Source organism: Micromonospora sp. NBRC 110038, from assembly GCF_020884815.1.
In the GTDB taxonomy this organism is placed as follows: domain Bacteria; phylum Actinomycetota; class Actinomycetes; order Mycobacteriales; family Micromonosporaceae; genus Micromonospora; species Micromonospora haikouensis.
Window position 1 is genome coordinate 1078511 of sequence record NZ_BBOL01000001.1, and the last position, 21042, is coordinate 1099552.

Annotated in this window: 15 protein-coding genes; 12 read left to right on the top strand and 3 right to left on the bottom strand. The window is 72.1% G+C overall.

The window, feature by feature from the left end:
• Positions 1-130: 130 nt before the first annotated feature.
• Entirely contained in the window at positions 131-676 is a 546-nt protein-coding gene (locus tag LPU61_RS04605; protein ID WP_229404215.1) for a plasmid pRiA4b ORF-3 family protein, read from the top strand.
• Between the two features lie 116 nt (positions 677-792).
• Here the strand turns inward: LPU61_RS04605 and LPU61_RS04610 are convergent, their stop codons facing one another.
• Complete coding sequence (locus LPU61_RS04610) at positions 793-1392, bottom strand: hypothetical protein (RefSeq protein WP_229404216.1); 600 nt, start codon at positions 1390-1392, stop codon at positions 793-795.
• A 1110-nt stretch (positions 1393-2502) separates the two neighbouring features.
• On the opposite strand from LPU61_RS04610, the gene LPU61_RS04615 reads away from it, so the two are divergent.
• The 6 genes from LPU61_RS04615 (at position 2503) to LPU61_RS04640 (ending at position 9304) form a co-directional block, all read left to right on the top strand.
• A complete protein-coding gene (locus LPU61_RS04615; protein ID WP_043962570.1) occupies positions 2503-3816 on the top strand; it encodes an ABC transporter substrate-binding protein in 1314 nt (437 codons plus the stop codon).
• A 218-nt stretch (positions 3817-4034) separates the two neighbouring features.
• Complete coding sequence (locus tag LPU61_RS04620) at positions 4035-5021, top strand: carbohydrate ABC transporter permease (RefSeq protein ID WP_043962571.1); 987 nt, start codon at positions 4035-4037, stop codon at positions 5019-5021.
• A 12-nt stretch (positions 5022-5033) separates the two neighbouring features.
• The gene (locus LPU61_RS04625; RefSeq protein WP_043962572.1) at positions 5034-5933 is read left to right on the top strand and encodes a carbohydrate ABC transporter permease; all 900 of its coding nucleotides are present in this window, start codon (positions 5034-5036) and stop codon (positions 5931-5933) included.
• Positions 5930-7363, top strand: a complete 1434-nt coding sequence (locus tag LPU61_RS04630; protein WP_229404217.1) for a GH1 family beta-glucosidase — start codon at positions 5930-5932, stop codon at positions 7361-7363. The genes LPU61_RS04625 and LPU61_RS04630 overlap by 4 nt, the downstream gene beginning before the upstream one ends.
• 90 nt (positions 7364-7453) lie before the next feature.
• The gene (locus LPU61_RS04635; RefSeq protein ID WP_043962575.1) at positions 7454-8500 is read left to right on the top strand and encodes a LacI family DNA-binding transcriptional regulator; all 1047 of its coding nucleotides are present in this window, start codon (positions 7454-7456) and stop codon (positions 8498-8500) included.
• A 177-nt stretch (positions 8501-8677) separates the two neighbouring features.
• Positions 8678-9304 (top strand): hypothetical protein, encoded by a 627-nt coding sequence (locus LPU61_RS04640; RefSeq protein ID WP_229404218.1) that lies wholly within the window; start codon positions 8678-8680, stop codon positions 9302-9304.
• 44 nt (positions 9305-9348) lie between these two features.
• Here LPU61_RS04640 and LPU61_RS04645 read toward each other — a convergent pair whose 3' ends face one another.
• Both LPU61_RS04645 and LPU61_RS04650 read right to left on the bottom strand, forming a co-directional pair.
• Positions 9349-10560: an acyl-CoA dehydrogenase family protein gene (locus tag LPU61_RS04645; protein ID WP_229404219.1), complete on the bottom strand. Its 1212-nt coding sequence runs from the start codon at positions 10558-10560 to the stop codon at positions 9349-9351.
• Positions 10560-11696, bottom strand: coding sequence for a phosphotransferase family protein (locus LPU61_RS04650; protein WP_229404220.1), 1137 nt, complete (start codon positions 11694-11696; stop codon positions 10560-10562). The genes LPU61_RS04645 and LPU61_RS04650 overlap by 1 nt, the downstream gene beginning before the upstream one ends.
• 149 nt (positions 11697-11845) lie before the next feature.
• Between LPU61_RS04650 and LPU61_RS04655 the strand changes: the two genes are divergently transcribed.
• The 5 genes from LPU61_RS04655 to LPU61_RS04675 all read left to right on the top strand — a co-directional run bounded on the left by LPU61_RS04655 (position 11846) and on the right by LPU61_RS04675 (position 20958).
• Positions 11846-12553, top strand: a complete 708-nt coding sequence (locus tag LPU61_RS04655) for an amino acid-binding protein (protein ID WP_043962578.1) — start codon at positions 11846-11848, stop codon at positions 12551-12553.
• Positions 12554-12853: 300 nt separating this feature from the next.
• Positions 12854-13918, top strand: coding sequence for a GNAT family N-acetyltransferase (locus LPU61_RS04660; RefSeq protein ID WP_229404221.1), 1065 nt, complete (start codon positions 12854-12856; stop codon positions 13916-13918).
• 317 nt (positions 13919-14235) lie between these two features.
• Positions 14236-14580 (top strand): hypothetical protein, encoded by a 345-nt coding sequence (locus LPU61_RS31800; RefSeq protein WP_374199621.1) that lies wholly within the window; start codon positions 14236-14238, stop codon positions 14578-14580.
• Between the two features lie 767 nt (positions 14581-15347).
• Complete coding sequence (locus LPU61_RS04670; RefSeq protein ID WP_229404223.1) at positions 15348-18278, top strand: glycoside hydrolase family 9 protein; 2931 nt, start codon at positions 15348-15350, stop codon at positions 18276-18278.
• A 208-nt stretch (positions 18279-18486) separates the two neighbouring features.
• Positions 18487-20958, top strand: coding sequence for a non-reducing end alpha-L-arabinofuranosidase family hydrolase (locus LPU61_RS04675; protein ID WP_229404224.1), 2472 nt, complete (start codon positions 18487-18489; stop codon positions 20956-20958).
• Positions 20959-21042: the final 84 nt, after the last annotated feature.

Sequence of the window (21042 nt, forward strand, 5' to 3'; positions counted from 1 at the left end):
GAGGGGTGGGTTCGGGGGTACGGTGCTGGCAGTCGCACCACTTCCGGCCCGGGCATTCGTCGTGCCGCCGTTCCCGGCAGGCTCGGCAGATCATGCCGGCAGCCTATGTCGTGATGGAAGGGGGCAGCACATGCCACGTCAGATATTCCAGCTGAAGGTGTCCCTCGCCGGAGTCCACCCCCTCGTCTGGCGGCGGGTGCTGGTCCCCGCCGGCTACACGCTGGACCGGCTGCACCGGGTCGTGCAGCACGCGATGGGCTGGCGCGACTGCCACCTGCACTCGTTCGAGATCGACGGCACGCAGTACGCCGAGCCCGACCCGGACGGGGAACTGGCCGTGCGCGACGAGCTGGACGTCCGGCTGGACGCGGTGCTCGGCAAGGGCAGCCGCTTCCACTACACCTACGACTTCGGCGACTGGTGGGAGCACGACATCCTCGTCGAGGACGCCGTCACCGCCGACCCGGACGAGCGGTACCCGACCTGCCTGGCCGGCGAGCGGGCCTGCCCGCCGGAGGACGTCGGCGGTCCGGCCGGACACCAGGTGCTGCTGGCCGCGCTCGTCGACCCCGCACACCCCGAGCACGAACGGCTGCGGGACTGGGCCGGCGACGCGTACGACCCGGACGCCTTCGACCCGGGCCGCGCCGCCACCCTCCTGCGCCACCTCTGCTGAGGCGCGAACGCTTCGGCAGCGGAGGGCTCCTTCCTGACACTCGGCTGGGCGAGGTGGAGACGCCGCCGGCCGGGCCCCGGTGATCGGGGCCCGGCCGGCGGCGTGTGTTCGCTGGGTCAGCTGTTCCAGTGCTGGGTGACGAGGTCGGCGGCCTGCTGCTCCCACTGCGCGTACGCGTCGGGGTAGGCCGAGACCTGCACCGTCTGGGCGGCGTCGGTCAGGGGCATGTCCTGCCAGCCGTCGACCTGCTTGAGGCCCTTGAGGAACGCGGTGGTCGCGTACTCCGGGTCGGTGATCTGCTCGGGGGTGCCCCAGCCGCTGGAGGGGCGTTGCTGGAACAGGCCGAGGGAGTCGTGGTCGTTGCGGTCGCCGAGGTGGCCGAGGTTCTGCAGCTTCGATTCCTGCAGGGCGGTGCCGATGGAGATGACCGCGGCGCGTTCGTCGAGGCCGGTCTTCTTGGTGGCGGCGATGATGGCCTTGGCGTTGGCGGTCTGCTCGGCGTCGAGGTCGATGCGCGACTGCGTGCCCTGCACACCGTGCGGGATCAGCTTCCCGGCGTCCACGGTCTTGTCGGCCTGTACGGCGGCGACGGGCCGCGCATCAACAGTGCCGGTGTCGGTGGTGGTGGCGTGGTGGAGGGGGCCGGCGGCGAGGCCACCGGCGAACGCGAGTCCGGCGATGCCGAGGACGCTCTTACGCAGGATGGTCGTGTTCATGGGGGTGACTCCTATCGGGGGGTCGACACCGGCCCGTAGGGGTGGGCGGGTGTGAGCACCACGTCGAGGCGCCCGAACAACGAACAAAGGGGGAAAGAAGAAGATGAGGGAGGGCCGGGGCGGCTGCCGTGAGGTACCGCGCCGGGTCCAGGTGTAACGACCGGCGACCGGCCCCCATTCCCCGGGGGGTGACAACCCGGGTGGCGGGGGCGGGTCCTGCTGGATCCGGGAACCTGCTTCGGTCGTCCGTCAGGTGTAACGCCCCCGCCCCGGCCAGGATTCCGACCCGGGGGTGCCGCCGGTCACCACCGCGACCCCGGCCCGGCCCGGCTCGACCCACCCCGCCCCACACCACCCCGCAGGGCCGGACAAACCGCCCATTCCGGTGGAGGGGTGACGGGATGTCGGGCAGGTGGGGGTATCCCGGCGCGTTGATGCCGCCATGTCACCGACACGAAGTCGATCAACCCAGCCACGCCCAGCCCCGGCCCGCTCCGCCCCGTGCTGCCCCGCCCCGTGCTGCCCTGCCCCGTGCCGGCTCGCCCTGCCCCGTGCCGGCTCGCCCTGCCCGGCCCGGCTCGCCCGCCCCGGCCCGGCTCGCCCGCCCCGGGGTCCGCCGGTCATCCCGGCCCGCCCCGCCCCAGTCGCGCCCACGCCGAAGCTGCCCCACGTCGCCCCACGCCGAACCTGCCCCACGTCGCCCCACGCCGGACCCGCCCCACGCCACCGCGCCCGGTCGGACAAACCGCCCAACCCGCTGGTCGCGTGGCGTGATGTCGGGCAGGTGGTGGTATCCCGGCGCGGTGATGCCGCCATCTGCCCGACATGACGCTCCGGGGCAGCTGCCGGTGCGCCGGCGGGTCGCGTCGCTCAGACGCGCCGCAGCGATAGTTCCGACACACGGCGGTAACGATCTGGGAACGCTCCCAACGGCTTATTGACACCTCGGGGACTCTCCTCCAGTCTCATGGGAGCGCTCCCGGGGCTGTGTTGCGGATCTCTCCGCTACGGCGCCGGGCGTCGACCGTGGGCTCCGGCCGCCGGCCGCGAGCGCCTGCACAGCACCCCCCACCACATGACACAGCCTCACCACCGAAAGAGGGGTCTCGGATGAGCGTCCCAATCCGTCGCCGGCGGCTCGCGGCCATCGCGCTCGCGTCCGTCGCGATGATCGCCACCACTTCCGCCTGCGGCAGCGACGACGAGGGCTCGGGCAGCAGCGACGACCCGATCAAGCTCGTCGTCGACGTCTTCGGCGACCAGGGCTTCGGCTACGACGAGCTCTACAAGCAGTTCGAGTCGGAGCACCCGAACATCAAGATCGAGCAGCGGGGCAAGGGCCTCGGCCTCGGTGACTACAACACCCGCCTCACCCAGCAGATCACCGCCGGCGCCGGCGCCGGCGACGTGGTGGCCCTCGAAGAGGGCACGATCGTCCAGTTCTACGCCCAGGCCGGCAAGTTCGTGAACCTGGCCGACCACGGCGCGAACGACCTCAAGGCCAACTTCCTGCCGTGGAAGTGGGAGCAGGGCACCACCCCGGACGGCACCGTCCTCGGTCTCGGCACCGACGTCGGCTCGATGGCGCTGTGCTACCGCAGCGACCTGTTCAAGGCGGCCGGCCTGCCGACCGACCGCGAAGAGGTCGGCGCGCTCTGGCCGACGTGGGACCAGTTCATCGCCGCCGGCCAGAAGTTCGCCGCCGCCGACAAGAAGCACAAGTTCGTCGACTCGGCGACCAACTTCTACAACGTCGTGCTGATGCAGACCGCGGGCAACGGCTCCGGCTACACCTACTACGACAAGAGCAACAAGCTGGTCATCGGCGAGAACCCGGACGTGCGGACCGCGTACGACCTCTCCACCAAGATGATCGCCGCCGGCCTGTCGAACAACCTCCAGTCGTTCTCGAACGAGTGGAACGCCGGCTTCAAGAACGGCACCTTCGCCACCATCGCCTGCCCCGCCTGGATGACCGGTGTCATCAAGGGCCAGGCCGGTGACTCCGCCGCCGGCAAGTGGGACGTCGCGAAGGCCCCCGGCAACGGCGGCAACTGGGGCGGTTCCTTCCTGGCCGTGCCGAAGTCCAGCAAGCACCCCAAGGAGGCCGCCGAGCTGGTGAAGTTCCTGACCAGCGCCAAGGGCCAGATCGAGGCGTTCAAGAAGGTCGGCAACCTGCCGTCGTCGCCGCAGGCCCTGGCCGACCCGGCCGTCGCCGACTCGACCAACGAGTACTTCACCAACGCCCCCGTCGGCAAGATCTTCGCCGCCGGTGCGAGCGAGCTGAAGCCGGTCTACCTCGGCCCGAAGAACCAGGCTGTCCGTACCGCCGTGGAGAACACCCTGCGCGCCGTCGAGCAGGGCAAGCCCGCCGCCGAGCAGTGGGAAGCAGCGCTGAAGAACGGCGAGGCCGCCGGTAAGTGACCGGCCGAACCGAGCACGGGTGGCGTCGACAGGCGACTGTCGGCGCCACCCGCGGTGCCCGGTAAGCCCCGGTGCGCCCGCGTGGCCGGGCCGGCAATCCCCGGCGCCGCCCACGCGGCCGGGCCGGCAACCCCCCGGCACCGCCCGCGCGGAAGGCCGGTAATCCCCCGGCGCCGCCCGCGCGGACGGGTCGCGCCGACCGACGAGAAGGACCGTCGATGAGCCTGGACCTCCACACCGCAGCGCCCCCCGGCGGGGGCGGTGAACCCGCCCGCCCCGCCCGTGCCGCGCACCGTCGCCCGGCCTCTTTCACCCGGCTGGACCTGAAGTTCTCCCCGTACCTGTACGTCCTGCCGTTCTTCGTGATCTTCGCGGTCTTCAGCGCGTACCCGATCGTCTACACGGTCTGGATCGCGCTCACCGACCGGTCGCCGCTGAACGCCACGATCAGCTTCGTCGGCCTGGACAACTTCGTCGAGCTGCTGACCAACGACCCACAGTTCTGGAACGCGGTCGTCAACACGTTCGGCATCTTCCTGCTCTCCACCGTGCCGCAGCTGATGCTGGCGCTGGTGCTGGCCAACGCGCTGAACCGGAAGCTGCGGGCGCAGACCTTCTTCCGGATGGCCATCGCGATGCCGATCATCACCTCCACCGCCGTGGTGGCGCTGATCTTCTCGATGATCTACGCCAAGGAGTTCGGCCTCGCCAACTGGCTGCTCGACATGGTCGGCATGGACCCGATCGACTGGCGGGCGAACCGCTTCGCCTCCTGGTTCGCCATCTCCACCATGGTCGACTGGCGCTGGGTGGGCTACAACGCCCTGATCTACCTGGCCGCCATGCAGTCGATCAGCAAGGACATGTACGAGGCGGCGGCGCTGGACGGCGCGTCGCGGCGCCGGCAGTTCTGGTCGATCACCATCCCGCAGCTCCGCCCGACGATCATCTTCACGCTGATCGTCTCGACCATCGGCGGGCTCCAGCTCTTCACCGAGCCGCTGATGTTCACCAGCGGCGCGGGGGCGCTCTCCGGCGGCTCGGAGGGGCAGTTCCAGACCATCACCATGTACCTGCTCGACGTGATGAACACGCGGTTCCGCTGGGGGTACGCCGGCGCGGTCGCCCTCGTGCTGTTCCTGCTCATCGCGCTGGTGTCGTTGGTGAACTACCTGCTCGCCCGCCGCATCAGTTCCGACAAGTGAGGGTTGCGCCAGATGACGACCACGACGCTCCGCCCACCCGCGCGCCCGGCCGGCAGGCCGCCGCGCGATGCGCACAAGGCCGACCGGATCTGGAAGGCGACCCCGCTGACCTGGGTCGGCCTGGTCTTCGGCGTGATCCTCTCGCTGTTCCCGTTCTACTGGATGATCGTCATCGCGTCCCGGACGAACGACGCGGCCAACTCCTGGCCGCCGCCGTTCCTGCCCGGCGGCAAGCTCGGCGAGAACATCCAGCGGGTGCTGGAGAACGGTGACGCCAACATCGTCAAGGGGCTGATGAACTCGTTCCTGGTCTCCGGGACGATCACCGTCGCCACCGTCTTCTTCGGCTCGCTGGCCGGTTTCGCGTTCGCCAAGCTGCGCTTCCGCGGCAAGAACGCGATGCTGCTGATCATCCTCGCCTCGATGATGGTCCCGATCCAGCTCGGCGTGCTGCCGCTCTACATCCTGATGGCCAAGCTCGAGTGGCTGAACACCATGCCGTCGGTCACCGTGCCGTTCCTCATCGGCGGCTTCGGCATCTTCATGATGCGCCAGTACGCCGAGCAGGCCGTGCCCAACGAGCTGATCGAGGCCGCCCGGGTGGACGGCTGCTCCACCTGGCGCGTCTACTGGCACGTCGTCGTCCCCGCGCTGCGGCCGGCGGCGGCGGTGCTGGGCCTGCTCACCTTCATGGAGCAGTGGAACCAGTTCTTCTGGCCCTTCGTGGTGCTCGCCGACCCGGCCAACCCGACCGTGCAGATCTCGCTGCGCAGCCTCAACACGGCCTACTTCGCCGACAACTCGCAGATCTTCGCGGGCACCCTGGTCGCCACGCTGCCGCTGTTCGTCGTGTTCGTCCTGTTCGGCCGCCAGATCATCGGCGGGATCATGGAAGGTGCCGTCAAGTCGTGAGCGATCCGACCCGTCCGCCCGCCGTCGGCGTCCTCGACCAGGGCCCGGCCATCACCTTCCCGCCCGGCTTCCTGTGGGGTGCCGCGACCGCGGCGTACCAGATCGAGGGCGCGGCCACGGCGGGCGGCCGTACCCCCTCGATCTGGGACACCTTCAGCCACACCGAGGGGCGGACAGTCGGCGGGCACACCGGCGACGTGGCCTGCGACCACTTCCACCGGATGCCCGACGACGTGCGGCTCATGGCGGAGCTGGGCCTGAAGTCCTACCGGTTCTCGGTGTCCTGGCCGCGCGTGCAGCCGGGCGGCTCGGGCGCGGCCAACGCCGAGGGCCTGGACTTCTACCAGCGGCTGGTCGACGAGCTGCTGGGCCACGGCATCGAGCCGTGGCTGACCCTCTACCACTGGGACCTGCCGCAGCCGCTCGAGGACGCGGGCGGCTGGCCAGCCCGGGACACCGCCGGCCGGTTCGCCGACTACGCCCAGCTCGTCGCGGACGCGCTCGGCGACCGGGTGCGCTACTGGACCACGCTCAACGAGCCGTGGTGCTCGGCGTTCCTCGGGTACGGCTCGGGCGCGCACGCGCCGGGGCGTACCGACGGGGCGGACGCGGTCCGGGCCGGGCACCACCTGATGCTCGGGCACGGCCTGGCGGTCCAGGCGCTGCGGGCGTCGCGGCCGGACGCCCAGCTCGGCATCACCGTCAACCTGTACCCGGTGACCCCGGCCACCGACTCGCCGGCCGACGCGGACGCCGCCCGGCGGATCGACGCGCTGGCCAACCGGTTCTTCCTCGACCCGGTGCTGCGCGGGTCGTACCCGGCGGACCTCCAGGCGGACCTGGCGTCGGTGACGGACTTCGGGCACGTGCGCGACGGCGACCTGGCGACCATCTCGACGCCGTTGGACCTGGTCGGGATCAACTACTACAGCCGGCACGTGGTCGCCGCCCCCGTCGAGGGGGAGCAGCCGCAGGCATACTGGCGGGCGCCCACGTGCTGGCCGGGCAGCGAGGACGTCCGGTTCGTCACCCGGGGTGTCCCGGTGACCGACATGGACTGGGAGATCGACGCCCCCGGGCTGGTCGAGACCCTGGAACGGGTCCACCGCGACTACACCGACCTTCCGCTCTACGTGACCGAAAACGGTTCCGCTTTTGTTGATACCGTGGTCGACGGTCAGGTCGACGACACCGACCGGTTGGCCTACTTCGACTCGCACCTGCGGGCGGCACACGCGGCGATCGGTGCAGGGGTGCCCCTACGGGGCTACTTCGCGTGGTCGCTGATGGATAATTTCGAGTGGGCCTGGGGTTACACCAAGCGTTTCGGCATGGTGTACGTCGACTACGACAGCCAGGTCCGCATCCCCAAGTCCAGCGCCAGGTGGTACGCCGAGGTGATCCGACGCAACGGTCTGGCCGCACAATAGGGCACACGGCCAGCGAGTGACGGGCGGTCCCGGTGCCCGTCCCCCCAACCCGGGGGGCGCACCGGGCCGCCCATGTCGGAGGAGCAGACGATGACAACGCAGCGCACCCGGTCGCTCGGGCGCCCGACCCTTGACGCGGTCGCCGCGCGCGCCGGCGTCGGGCGCGGCACGGTCTCCCGGGTGGTCAACGGCTCACCCCAGGTGAGCCCGGAGGCCCGGGCCGCCGTGCAACAGGCCATCGCCGAGCTGGGGTACGTGCCGAACCGCGCCGCCCGGGCCCTGGTGACCCAGCGGACCGACTCGGTGGCGCTGGTCGTCTCCGAGTCCGGGGACCGGGTCTTCACCGAGCCGTTCTTCGCCGGCATCGTCCGGGGGATCAGCTCGGGCCTGCTGGAGACCCCGATGCAGCTCTGGCTGGCCATGGCCCAGTCGCCGGTGGAGCGGGAACGCGTCGAGCACCACCTCACCAACCAGCACGTCGACGGCGTCCTGCTGCTGTCGCTGCACGACTCCGACCCGCTGCCCACCCTGCTGGAGGAGCGGGGCTTGCCGACGGTGCTGGGCGGCCGGCCGGCCCGGATGCTCCAGCCGGGCGCGCAGCCCGCCTACTACGTCGACGTCGACAACGTCGGTGGCGCCCGGCACGCGGTGGAATACCTGTTCGCCCGGGGGCGGCGGCGCATCGCCACCATCGCCGGCACCCAGGACATGGGCGCCGGCCTGGCCCGGTTGACCGGCTACCGGGAGGCCGTCCATGCCACCGGGGCCGGCCTCAACCCCGACCTCATCGCGTACGGCGACTTCAGCGAGGGCAGCGGGGCGGCCTGCATGCGCCGGCTGCTGGAGGTCTGCCCGGATCTCGACGCGGTCTTCGTCGCCTCCGACCTGATGGCCTTCGGCGCGCTGCGGACGCTGCGCGAGGCCGGCCGGCGGGTGCCGGACGACGTGGCGGTGATCGGCTTCGACGACGCGCCGGTGGCCCGGCAGGCCGAGCCGCCGCTGACCACGGTCTTCCAGCCGGTCGAGGAGATGGGCCGGCAGATGGCCCACCTGCTGGTGTCCCGCATCCGCGGCGAGGACATCCCGACCAACCACATCCTCCTCGACACCCACATGGTCCGCCGCGCCTCCGCCTGAGCGGTCCCGCGAGCGGACGGAAGGGCGCGCTGTCTGATTGATCCGGCCTGGCGTCATCTGGGAAGTCCCGGGCCGCCGGCCGGTATCAGCGCGCCCGTGCGCCGGCTCCTGACGTCAGGACCACGCGGGCGCGGGGTGTCTCCCGGCCCGCGTCATCGTCGATGGGAGACCGCTGTCGTGACAATCCTCGGAAGCCGCGCCCGCCGCCTGGCCCTGGCCCTGTGCGCCGGCCCGGTCCTCGCCGGCCTGCTGGCCACCGCCACGACCCCGGCCGCTGCCGCCGGCCCGGCGGCAGTCGCCACATCGGCCGCGAAGCCCGCCCGGAGCATGACGGTCACCGACGTGTGGATGCGGGACAACGTCTCCGACACCGGCATCCAGCCGCACGCGACGAGCCCTCTCTGGGCCAGCCCGGACATCAAGGTCTGCCCGACATCGGTGGAGTGCGCGACCAGCACGTTCCCGGTCGCCGGCTCGACCAGCTACATCTTCGTCAAGCTGCGCAACCCCGGGCCGTACGGGTCGGGCACCGACAGCGGGACGCTGCGGTTCTACCGGACGACCCCGGGTGGCAGCCTGTCCTGGCCGCTGGCCTGGGTGCCGGTCACCTCGCGGGTCCTCATCGTCCCTGCGGGCGTGACGACGGTGCGGGCCGAGTGGCCCGCGGTGCCCGGCCCGGGGCACTTCTCCCTGCTGGCCATCTGGGATTCGCTGACCGACCCGTTGCTGTTCATGAGCACCGACATCGGGACCAACGTCCGCTACAACAACAACATCGCCTGGCTCGACCTGGTGTCGGTCTGACCCCCGCGCGGCGGCGGTCCCGCCGGCGGCCCGGCGCGGCCCGGTCAGGCCCAGCGGCGCAGCTCCCGCTTGGCCAGCGACGACCGGTGGACCTCGTCCGGGCCGTCGGCGAGGCGCAGGGTGCGGGCCTGGGCCCAGAGCCCGGCGAGCGGGGTGTCCTGGCTGACGCCCGCACCGCCGTACCCCTGGATGGCCTTGTCGATCACCCACTCCGCCATCGCCGGGGTGGCGATCTTGATGGCCTGGATCTCGGTGTGCGCGCCCTTGTTGCCGACGGTGTCCATCAGCCAGGCGGTCTTGAGCACCAGCAGCCGGGCCTGCTCGATGCGGACCCGGGACTCGGCGATCCACTCCCGCACCACGCCCTGCTCGGCCAGGGGACGGCCGAACGCGATCCGCTGGTTGGCCCGGCGGCAGAGCAGCTCCAGGGCCCGCTCGGCCATGCCCACCAGCCGCATGCAGTGATGGATGCGCCCCGGGCCGAGGCGGGCCTGGGCGATGGCGAAGCCCGCCCCCTCCGCGCCGACCAGGTTCTCCGCCGGCACCCGGACGCCCGTGAAGTCGATCTCCGCGTGGCCGCCGTGCGGGGCGTCGCTGTAGCCGAAGACCGTCATCCCGCGCCGCACCGTCACGCCCGTGGTGTCCCGGGGGACCAGGATCATGCTCTGCTGGCGGTGCCGGTCGGCCCCGGGGTCGGTCTTGCCCATCACGATGAAGATCTCGCAGCGCGGGTCCATCGCCCCCGACGACCACCACTTGCGCCCGTCGATCACGTAGGAGTCGCCGTCGCGGACGATCCGGGTGGCGATGTTGGTGGCGTCTGAGGAGGCGACGTCCGGCTCGGTCATGCAGAACGCCGAGCGGATCTCCCCCTCCAGCAGCGGCTTGAGCCAGCGGTCCCGCTGCGCCTCGGAGCCGAACTCGGCGAGCAGTTCCATGTTGCCGGTGTCCGGTGCGGCGCAGTTGACCGCCTCCGGGGCCAGGTGCGGGCTGCGGCCGGTCAGCTCCGCCAGCGGCGCGTACTGCAGGTTGGTCAGCCCCGCGCCGTAGCGGGGGTCGGGGAGGAAGAGGTTCCACAGGCCGCGCCGGCGCGCCTCGGCCTTCAGCTCCGCCAGCACGGGGGAGCGGGCCCACGGGTCGCCGGCCGCCGCGACCTGCTCGGCGTGCACCGCCTCCGCCGGGTGGACGCACTCTTCGAGGAACGTGCCGAGACGCGCGCGCAGCTTCTCGGTGCGGGCGTCGAACTGGAAGTCCATCACTGCTCCCTGACTGCGCGCAGACCGTGCTCGACCAGCGGCGCGACCATGTCGCCGATCCGGTCGAAGCCCCCGCCGAGCGTCTGCCCGAGGGTGTGCCGGTAGTGGATCCCCTCACAGATCACCGCGAGCTTGAAGCAGCCCAGGGCGACGTGCCAGTGCAGCGGCCCGACGTCGACGTCGGCGCGCCCGGCGTACCGCTCGATCAGCTCGGCCCCGGCGGGGAAGCCGGCGCGCGGCCCGAGCCCGTCGGCGACCGGGTTGCCGGCGGCGGCGTCGCTGTCGCCGAGCACGTCCCAGTACGTCAACAGGAGCCCGAGGTCGGCCAGCGGGTCGCCGAGGGTGGCCATCTCCCAGTCGAGCACCGCCCGCACCGACACCGCGCCCGCGGTGCCGCCGGTCCCGTCGGCGGAGGGGTCGGCGCCGACCGTGGCTAGCAGGTTGTCCAGCCGGTAGTCGCCGTGCACGATCCGCCCGGCGTTCGCGCCCTCGGGCACCGAGCCGGCGAGCGCGGCGCGCAGCTCGTCGATGCCGGGCAGCGGGCGGCTGCGGGACTGGTCGAGCTGGGCGGCCCAGCGCCGCACCTGCCGGCCGAGGAAACCCTCGGGGCGGCCGAAGTCGGCCAGCCCGACGGCGGCCGGGTCGACCGCGTGCAGGTCGGCGAGGGTGTCCATCATCGCCATGGCGAGGTCGCGGCGCTGCCCGGAGGTCAGCGCGTCGGTCTGCGACCGGCTGCGGAACACCTCGCCGTCGACCCTCTCCATCAGGTAGAACGGCGCGCCGAGCACGGCGGGGTCCGGGCAGAGCAGCAGCGCCGCCGGCACCGGCACGGCGGTCGGGGCGAGCGCCGAGATGATCCGGTGCTCCCGGGCCATGTCGTGCGCGGTGGCGAGCACGTGGCCCAGCGGCGGCCGGCGCAGCACCACCTCCCGCCCGGTCGCGCCCTCGCCGACCCGCAGGGCGTACGTCAGGTTGGACTTGCCGCCGGCGACGAGCCGGGCCCGCAGCGGCGGGGCGGCCAGCTCGGGCCGGTGCGCGGCCAGGTAGGTGGCGAGCCGGTCGAGGTCGAGACCCTTCGGGGCGCCCGCGTCCGCACCGGGGCCGGTGCGCGGGTCGACGACGGCCGGATCGGTCATCCGACTAGTTGATGGCAGCTCACGCACCTTGTCAAGGTGGGATTTTCCCCGGGGACACGGCCCGGCAACAGGGGCGAAATGGTCAACCGGCAGGCTGGTGCCCAGCCTGCCGGCCGCCCTGCGCCGGCCTGCCGAGCGGAGGGACGATCATGTTGCTGAGAGTTCGGGTGACCCTGCCGGACCGCCCCGGCACCCTCGGCCAGGTGGCCCGCACACTCGGCGTCTCCGGTGCCGACATCGTCCAGGTCGTGGTCCTGGAACGGCTCGGCGGGCGGGCGGTCGACGACTTCACCGTGGTGTGGCCGGGCGCCTCCCGGGTCGAGCGGTTGCTGGCCGGCCTCGCCGCGATCCCCGGCGTGCGGGTCGACGGCGTCTGGCGAGCGATCGGCGCGCCGACCACCACGGGGCAGGACGCCGAGCTGCTGGCCCAGGTGGCCGGCAACCCGGCCGACGGCCTGGCCACGCTGGTCGACGCGGTGCCGGGGCTGCTCGCCGCGGACTGGTCGGTGGCGGCGGTCGTCCCGCTGGACTGGGCCTCGCGCACCGGCGGCGGGGGCGGCGACGCCACGGTGGCCCACGCGAGCTGGCGGGTGCCGGTCCCGCCCCTGCTGCCCGAGATCACCCCGCTGCGGGCCCGCGCGATGACCGGGGCCGACGGCACCCACTACGCGATCGCGCCGTTCGGCCGGGCCGGGCTGGTCCTGGTGGTGTCCCGCGACCACACCGAGGCGCTGAGCCCCGCCGCGTTCCACTCCACCGAGGTGGACCGGCTCGCCCAGCTGGTCCGGGCCAGCGCGGTGATCCTCGGCGACCGGCTGGACCTGGTGGGCGCACCCCCGGTGGTGGCCGGCGGCTGAGACTGTCGGGCCCCGGTGCGGGGCCCGTCGGCCCCCGAAGTCTGTCGGGCCCCGGTGCGGGGCCCGTCGGCCGGAGCCGGGCCCCGGTGCGGGGCCCGTCCGGCGGCACCAGTGCGGGCCCGGCCGATGCGGCCGGGTCCGCACTGTCGTTCTCCCGCCCGGCCTTGCTCCTGCGCCCGGCGTGGCCGAGGTCACCACCTGTGGTGATGGTCATGCATGCGGTTCCCGCGCCGTCACCACCGGGCAACGGGCCCGCAACAGCCGGCCGGCATCGTCGTAGGCGGGTGAAGGGAGACAACCATGGCGCTGTGGCGGATCCGAGCCACCGTGGACGACCGGCCCGGCTACCTGTCGGTCCTCACGGCGAGCCTCGCGTTGCGCGGGGTCAACATCCTCACCGTGCAGGTGCACACCACCGAGGTCGGCGCGGTCGACGACTTCCTCGTCGACGCGCCGGACACGCTCGACGAGGCGGGGCTGATCGCCGCCGTGGAGCGGGGCCGGGGCCGGGACTGCTGGGTGGCGCGCAGCGAGGCGCGCGGCCTCGCTGACCAGCCCACCCGGGTGCTCGGCCTGGCCACCCGGCTGGTCCGCGACCCCGACGCGGCGGGCGAGGCGCTGCGGACGCTGCTCGGCGCCGACGAGGTCACCTGGCGGCCCGCGGTCGTCGCGGGGGGCATCGCCGGCACGATGATGGTCCTGCCCGACCCCACCGGCGGGTCGTACGAGCTGCGCCGGGCCGCGCCGAGCTTCACCCCGGCCGAGTACGCCCGCGCCCAGGCGCTCGCCGAGCTGGCGGCGGCCGTGGGTCGGCGGGACGCCGACCAGGTGACCCTCGTCCTGCCCGACGGCGCGGAGGCGGTCGTCCGTGCGGCGACGGCCGGCGACCTGACCGGCGTGCTGGAGCTGCACGGGGCCTGCTCGGCGGGCACCCTGCACCGCCGCTACCTGGGCGGGGCGGCGCTGCCGGCGCCGGCCCGGTTGGGGCGGCTGCTGGAGCCGGCCCAGGGCCTCACCCTCGTCGCGACGGCGACCGGCTCCGGCGGGGCGGCGGAGCCGGTCGTCGCGATGGCGAACCTGCTCGTCGAGGGCGACGAGGCCGAGGTGGCGCTGCTGGTGCGCGACGACTGGCAGCGGCGGGGGGTGGGCACCGCCCTGCTGCGCCGGCTGGTCCGGCACGCCGAGCGGGCCGGCCTCGCGGGCCTGGTGCTGCACGTCCAGGCGGAGAACACGCCGATGCTGCGTACCCTGCGCCGGCTCGCCCGGCCGACGGTGACGGAGCGGGACGGCTGCCTGGTCACCGTCAGCGTGCCGGTGACCGCCGCCCCGGCCGGGGTGGTGCCGGCCCAGGTGCGCCGCAGCTGACCCCGCGCCCGGCCGCGTGGGCCCGGCCCCGTGGGCTCGGCCGCGCGAGGCCCGGCTGCGCGGCCGCTGACCGTACCGCCGTGCCGGGGTGTTGACCGGGGGCCTGCTCTACCGAATGCGTTAACGGGAGCCCTTCCTCACCGCGCAGCCGCGGACCGGCCGCCGGACGGAGGTCCGGCGGCCGGTCGCGGGGCGCCTGCCCGAGGGGGGCGGGCGGGCGCGCTCGGGGTCAGCCCGTGAAGGTGATGCGGTCCCGGCGACGGCGCAGCGTCATCAGGGCGACGCCGCCGCCGACCAGCGCGACGCCGGTGAGCGCCATGCCGGTGACGGCCACGCCGGTCAGCGGCAGGTCACTGCCGCCGCCGGTCCCGCCCGACGGGGAGGTCGTCGGCGACGCCGAGTCCGACGGGGTGGGCGACTCGGAGGCCGACGGGGACTCCGACGCCGACGGCGACTCGGAGGGCTCGGGGGACTCCGACGCCGACGGGGACTCCGACGGCTCCGGCGACTCCGAGACCGACGGCGTGGGGGTCGGGGTGGGCGTGGGTGTGGGCTTGGGGACCGTGCCCTTGCAGGTGTGGCTCACGTTGAAGTCGTCGCCGGTCCCGCTGATCGTGGCGGACCCGTCGACCAGCTTCCACCCGGCCGGGGTGAACAGGTAGGCGTGGATCTGCCGGGGGTCCTTGCCGCCGGTGGAGTAGAAGAAGTCCGGGTACGCGTCCGAGCCGTCCGGGATGTTCACCGTGACGTCGTTCGTGCCGTCGGAGAAGGTCAGCGTCAGGGTCTCGAAGCTGCCGCTGTTCTTGCCGGGCAGGACGAAGTGCCAGCCGTCGTGGTCGTCCGGCAGGTTCGCGAAGCGCTCGTCGTCGCACTGCTGGGTGAAGTAGCCAGCCTTCTTGCCCTGGTGGGCCGACTTGAGGCCGATGGTGGCCGATGCCCACGCCGGGGTGGCGAGGGCGAGGCAGGCCGTGGCGGCGGTCGCGGAGAAGGCCGCGCGCGCCACGCGCCGACGCTGTGACATGAAGGTATTCCTCCGAAAGGGGAGTCGAGGGGACGCCACATGATCGCCTCGGCGCGTTTCGGCGGGGCATCGGATGAATGGCCTGAGCTGGGCGGACGGCGGACCCAATCCCCCCTTCCCGGAGGGGATTACCCGCGCGGGGCGGCGTGTCGGCGTAACGCTTTCGGGTGGCGCGACGCCCCGTTCCTCGGTGGAGCGGCGCCGGGGGCGGGTGGCGCGGCGGCGCAGGCTCGTGGCGGCGAGGTCTTCCCAAGTGTGCAATCCGCTGGATACATTGTCGAGCATCCATGGGAGCGCTCCCGCGCCTCCTCGGAGACCCCCACCACCCGCCTCCGCCGGCCCCGACCCCTCAGACGCCGTCCCGCGTCCGGTCGGGGCCGTCGGGCGCCATCCGTCAGGAGCTCGCAGATGCGTCACCCGAACCGGCCGTCCCGGCCGTCGCGCGGCCGACCCTGGCTGCGCCGCCTGCTCGCCGCCGGCGCCGCCCTGGCCAGCGGCCTCGCGATGGGCGTCGTCGCGCCGCAGGCCGCGCCCGTCGCCGCCGCGCCCGCCTTCAACTACGCCGAGGCGTTGCAGAAGTCGCTGTTCTTCTACGAGGCGCAGCAGTCCGGCAAGAAGCCGGCCTGGAACCGGGTCTCCTGGCGCGGCGACTCGGCGCTCACCGACGGCTCCGACGTCGGAGTGGACCTCACCGGCGGCTGGTACGACGCCGGCGACCACGTCAAGTTCGGCTTCCCGATGGCGTTCAGCGCCACCATGCTCGCCTGGGGCGCGGTCGAGTACCGCGACGGGTACGTCGCCTCCGGGCAGCTCACCCACCTGCTCAACAACCTGCGCTTCGTCAACGACTACTTCGTCAAGGCGCACCCCGCCCCGAACGTCCTCTACGGACAGGTCGGCAAGGGCGACGACGACCACAAGTGGTGGGGCCCGGCCGAGGTGATGCCGATGGCGCGTCCCGCGTACAAGATCGACTCAAGCTGTGGCGGCGCGGACCTTGCGGGGGAGACGGCGGCGGCGATGGCCGCGTCGTCGATGGTCTTCCGGCCCACCGACGCCGCCTACGCCGACAAGCTGCTGACCCACGCCAAGCAGCTCTACACGTTCGCCGACACGGTGCGCAAGAGCTACCACGAGTGCATCACCGACGCGACGAGCTTCTACAAGTCGTGGAGCGGGTGGCAGGACGAGCTGGTCTGGGGCGCGATCTGGCTCTACCGGGCCACCGGCGACGCCGCCTACCTCACCAAGGCCGAGAGCGAGTACGACAAGCTCGGCACCGAGCCGCAGTCCACCACCCGGTCCTACAAGTGGACGATCGCCTGGGACAACAAGCAGTTCGGCGCGTACGTGCTGCTGGCCAACCTGACCGGCAAGCAGAAGTACGTCGACGACGCCAACCGGTGGCTCGACTACTGGACCGTGGGCGTCAACGGCGCGAAGGTGAACTACTCGCCCGGCGGGATGGCGGTGCTCGACTCGTGGGGCGCGCTGCGCTACGCGTCCAACACCGCGTTCGCCGCGCTGGTCTACAGCGACAAGACCACCGACGCCACCCGCAAGACGCGGTACCACGACTTCGCCGTCCGCCAGATCAACTACGCGCTCGGTGACAACCCGCGCAAGTCCAGCTACCAGATCGGCTTCGGGGCCAACGCGCCGAAGAATCCGCACCACCGCACGGCGCACGGCTCCTGGTGGGACAGCCAGACCGTGCCCACCGAGACCCGGCACGTGCTCTACGGCGCCCTCGTCGGCGGCCCGTCGTCGGCCAACGACGCCTACACCGACAGCCGGTCCGACTACGTGATGAACGAGGTCGCCACCGACTACAACGCCGGCTTCACCTCCGCCCTGGCCCGGCTCGCCTCCGAGTACGGCGGCACCCCGCTCGCCGGCTTCCCCACCGCCGAGACGCCGGACATCGACGAGCTGACCGTCGAGACCACGGTGATGCAGGCCGAGCCCCGCGCCACCGGCCTCAAGGCGATCGTCTACAACAAGTCCGCGTTCCCGGCCCGCGCGCTGACCAACGGAAAGTTCCGCTACTACTTCCGCCCCGAGGGCAGCACCGCCGTCCAGGTCACCCCCGGCTACACCCAGGGCTGCCCGTCGCCGTCGGCGGCCAAGCAGCTCAGCGGCGACATCTGGTACGTCGAGGTCGACTGCACCGGGTACACCATCGCCCCCGCCGGGCAGTCGCAGCACCGGATGGAGGTGCAGTTCAAGATCGGCGTGCCGGAGGGCGGCACCTGGGACCCGACCAACGACCCGTCGTACCAGGCCACGGCCGGGCCGAACAAGAAGGTCCCGCTCTACGCCGGCAGCACCCTCGTGTGGGGCGCGGAGCCCACCTCGACGCCCACCGACACCACCCCGCCCACCGTCCCCGGCGCCCCGACGGTCTCCGCGATCAGCCCCACCTCGGTCACGCTGACCTGGCCCGCGTCCACCGACACCGGGGGCAGCGGCCTGGCCGGCTACGACGTCACCCAGGAGACGATCGGCAGCGACGCGCTCATGCTGCACCGCACCACCACCAACAGCGTGACCGTGGCCAACCTCACGGCCGCCCGCAACTACCGGTTCTGGGTACGCGCCCGCGACGGGGCCGGCAACAACTCGCTGTCCTCGCCGGTGCTGCCGGTGGCCACGCCCGCCGGGACGGGGTCGGACACCACCGGGCCGAGCGCGCCCGGCACCCCGACCGCGTCCAACATCACCTCGACCGGGGTGACCCTGTCCTGGTCGCCGTCGACCGACAACGTCGGCGTCGCCGGCTACCAGGTCTGGAAGGTCACCTGGCCGCTGCACTCCGTCGTCGCCACGGTCACCGGCACCAGCCACACGGTGACGGGGCTGACCCCGGACACGTCGTACCCGTTCTACATCGTCGCGGTGGACGCCGCCGGGAACCCGTCGGTGGTGTCGCCCAGCATCTCGGTGCGCACGCTCCCCGGCACCGACCCGACGCCCACGCCCACCCCGACGCCCACGCCGACCCCGACGACCCCGGCCGGGGCGTGCAAGGTCGCGTACACGACCAGCGACTGGAGCACCGGCTTCAGCGCGAACATCACCATCACCAACACCGGCGCGACGGCGCTCAACGGCTGGAGCCTCGCGTTCACCTTCCCGAACGCCGGGCAGAAGGTCACCCAGGGCTGGTCGGCCAACTTCACCCAGACCGGCACCGCCGTGACCGCGTCGAACGCCGCCTACAACGCGGCGCTCGCGCCGGGCGCGTCGGCGACCCTGGGCTTCAACGGCACCCACACGGGCGCCAACCCGAAGCCCACCGCCTTCACCCTGAACGGCTCCGCCTGCACCGTCTCCTGACCGTCGATGCGGCGTGGCGTGGCCGGTGCCGCACCCGGGCGACCGGCCACGCCACGCCCCGCTCGGCCAGACCTTTTCAGAAACTTTTCCGAAACACCATTGTCCGGATCGACGGGTGATGGAAACATCGATGAAGTTAGATTCCCCAACTTAGACGTCCAGTCGTCCCGCCCCGACGTCCTGGGTGTTGGCCAGCAAGGAGGCCAAGATGGCAATGAGCCCATCCCTTCATCGCGGCGGGCGCCGGCGACGGCGATCGCCCGCCGTCCGCGCGCTGCTCGCCGGCGCGGTCAGCGCCGTGACGGTGGCCGCCGTCGTGGTGATGATGCCGTCGGCGAACGCCGCCGCGTCCACGCTGGGTGCGGCCGCCGCGCAGTCGGGCCGCTACTTCGGCACCGCCATCGCCGGGGGTCGGTTGAACGACTCCACGTACAGCACCATCGCCGGGCGTGAGTTCAACATGATCACGGCCGAGAACGAGATGAAGCCGGACGCGACGGAGCCGAACCAGAACCAGTTCAACTTCTCCGCCGGGGACCAGATCTACAACTGGGCCACCCAGCGTGGCCTGAAGGTCCGGGGGCACACCCTGGCCTGGCACGCCCAGCAGCCGCCCTGGATGGAGCGCATGAGCGGCAGCGCGCTGCGCAGCGCCATGATCAACCACATCAACGGCGTGATGGCCCACTACAAGGGCAAGCTCGCCGCGTGGGACGTGGTCAACGAGGCGTTCAACGAGGACGGCAGCCGCCGCCAGTCGAACCTCCAGGGCACCGGCAACGACTGGATCGAGGTGGCGTTCCGCACCGCCCGGGCGGCCGACCCGTCGACCAAGCTCTGCTACAACGACTACAACATCGAGAACTGGAGCTACGGCAAGACGCAGGGCGTCTACCGGATGATCCAGGACTTCAAGTCCCGCGGCGTGCCGATCGACTGCGTCGGCCTGCAGACCCACTTCACCGGCGGCAGCTCCCTGCCGAGCAACTTCCAGACCACGCTGTCCAGCTTCGCCGCGCTCGGCGTCGACGTGGCGCTGACCGAGGTCGACGTCACCAACGCCTCCACCACCCAGTACGCCGGGCTCACCCAGGCCTGCCTGAACGTGCCCCGCTGCATCGGCATCACCGTCTGGGGCGTCCGCGACAGCGACTCCTGGCGTTCCAACGAGAACCCGCTGCTCTTCGACGGTGGGGGCAACAAGAAGGCCGCGTACACCTCGGTCCTCAACGCCCTCAACGCGGCGCCCCCGACCTCCGGGCCGACCACGGGCCCGCCCACCACGCCCCCGCCCACCACGACCCCGCCGCCGAGCGGCGGCGCCGGCCGGATCGTCGGAGTGCAGTCGGGCCGGTGCGTCGACGTACCGAACGCCACGCAGACCAACGGCACCCGGGTCCAGCTCTACGACTGCAACGGCCAGTCGAACCAGCAGTGGACGTACACCGCCGGCAAGCAGTTGATGGTCTACGGCAGCAAGTGCCTCGACGCGAACGGCGCGGCCACCGCTAACGGCACCGGGATCATCATCTGGGACTGCAACGGCCAGTCGAACCAGCAGTGGAACGTCAACTCCAACGGCACCATCAGCGGCGTGCAGTCCGGAAGGTGCCTGGACGTCTGGGGCACCGGCAACGGCCAGCAGATCCAGTTGTACGACTGCCACGGGCAGGCCAACCAGCAGTGGCGGACCGACTTCGGTGGTGGCACCACGCCGCCGACGTCAACGCCGCCGACCACGCCGCCGCCGACCACGCCGCCGCCGGGCGGCTGCGCGCTCCCGTCGACCTACCGGTGGTCGTCGACCGGCGCGCTGACGAGCCCGAAGAATGGCTGGGTCTCGCTCAAGGACTTCACCAACGTCGTCTACAACGGCAAGCACCTGGTCTACGGCTCGTACGTCAACAGCAGCGGCCAGTACAGCTCGATGAACTTCAGCACGTTCACCAACTGGTCCGACATGGCCTCGGCCAGCCAGAACGGGATGAGCCAGGGCACCGTGGCGCCCACGCTGCTGTACTTCGCCCCGAAGAACGTCTGGGTGCTGGCGTACCAGTGGGGACCGACCTCGTTCAGCTACAAGACGTCGAGCGACCCGACGAACGCCAACGGCTGGTCCTCGGCGCAGACGCTGTCCACCGCCACCCTCCCGGACGCCCCGTACGGCGTGATCGACCAGACCCTCATCGGCGACGACCAGAACATGTACCTGTTCTTCGCCGGGGACAACGGCAAGATCTACCGGTCGAGCATGCCGATCGGGAACTTCCCGGGCAGCTTCGGCTCGAGCTACACGACGATCATGACCGACTCGACGAACAACCTGTTCGAGGGCGTCGAGGTCTACAAGGTGGCCGGACAGAACCAGTACCTCATGATCGTCGAGGCGATCGGGAGCCAGGGGCAGCGCTACTTCCGGTCGTTCACGTCCAACAGCCTGAGCGGCTCGTGGACCCCGCAGGCCGCCAGCGAGAGCAACCCCTTCGCCGGCAAGGCCAACAGCGGCGCGACGTGGACCAACGACATCAGCCACGGTGACCTGGTCCGCACCAACCCCGACCAGACCAAGACCGTCGACGCCTGCAACCTGCAGTTGCTGTACCAGGGCAAGGACCCCAACGCGGGCGGCGACTACAACCTGCTGCCGTGGCGGCCGGGTGTGCTGACCCTCCAGCGCTAGGCAGCACCGCACTCGCGCAGAACCGAAGCGTGCCCGGCACCGCACGGTGCCGGGCACGCCTGTCGGCGGACCCTGCCCGATCCC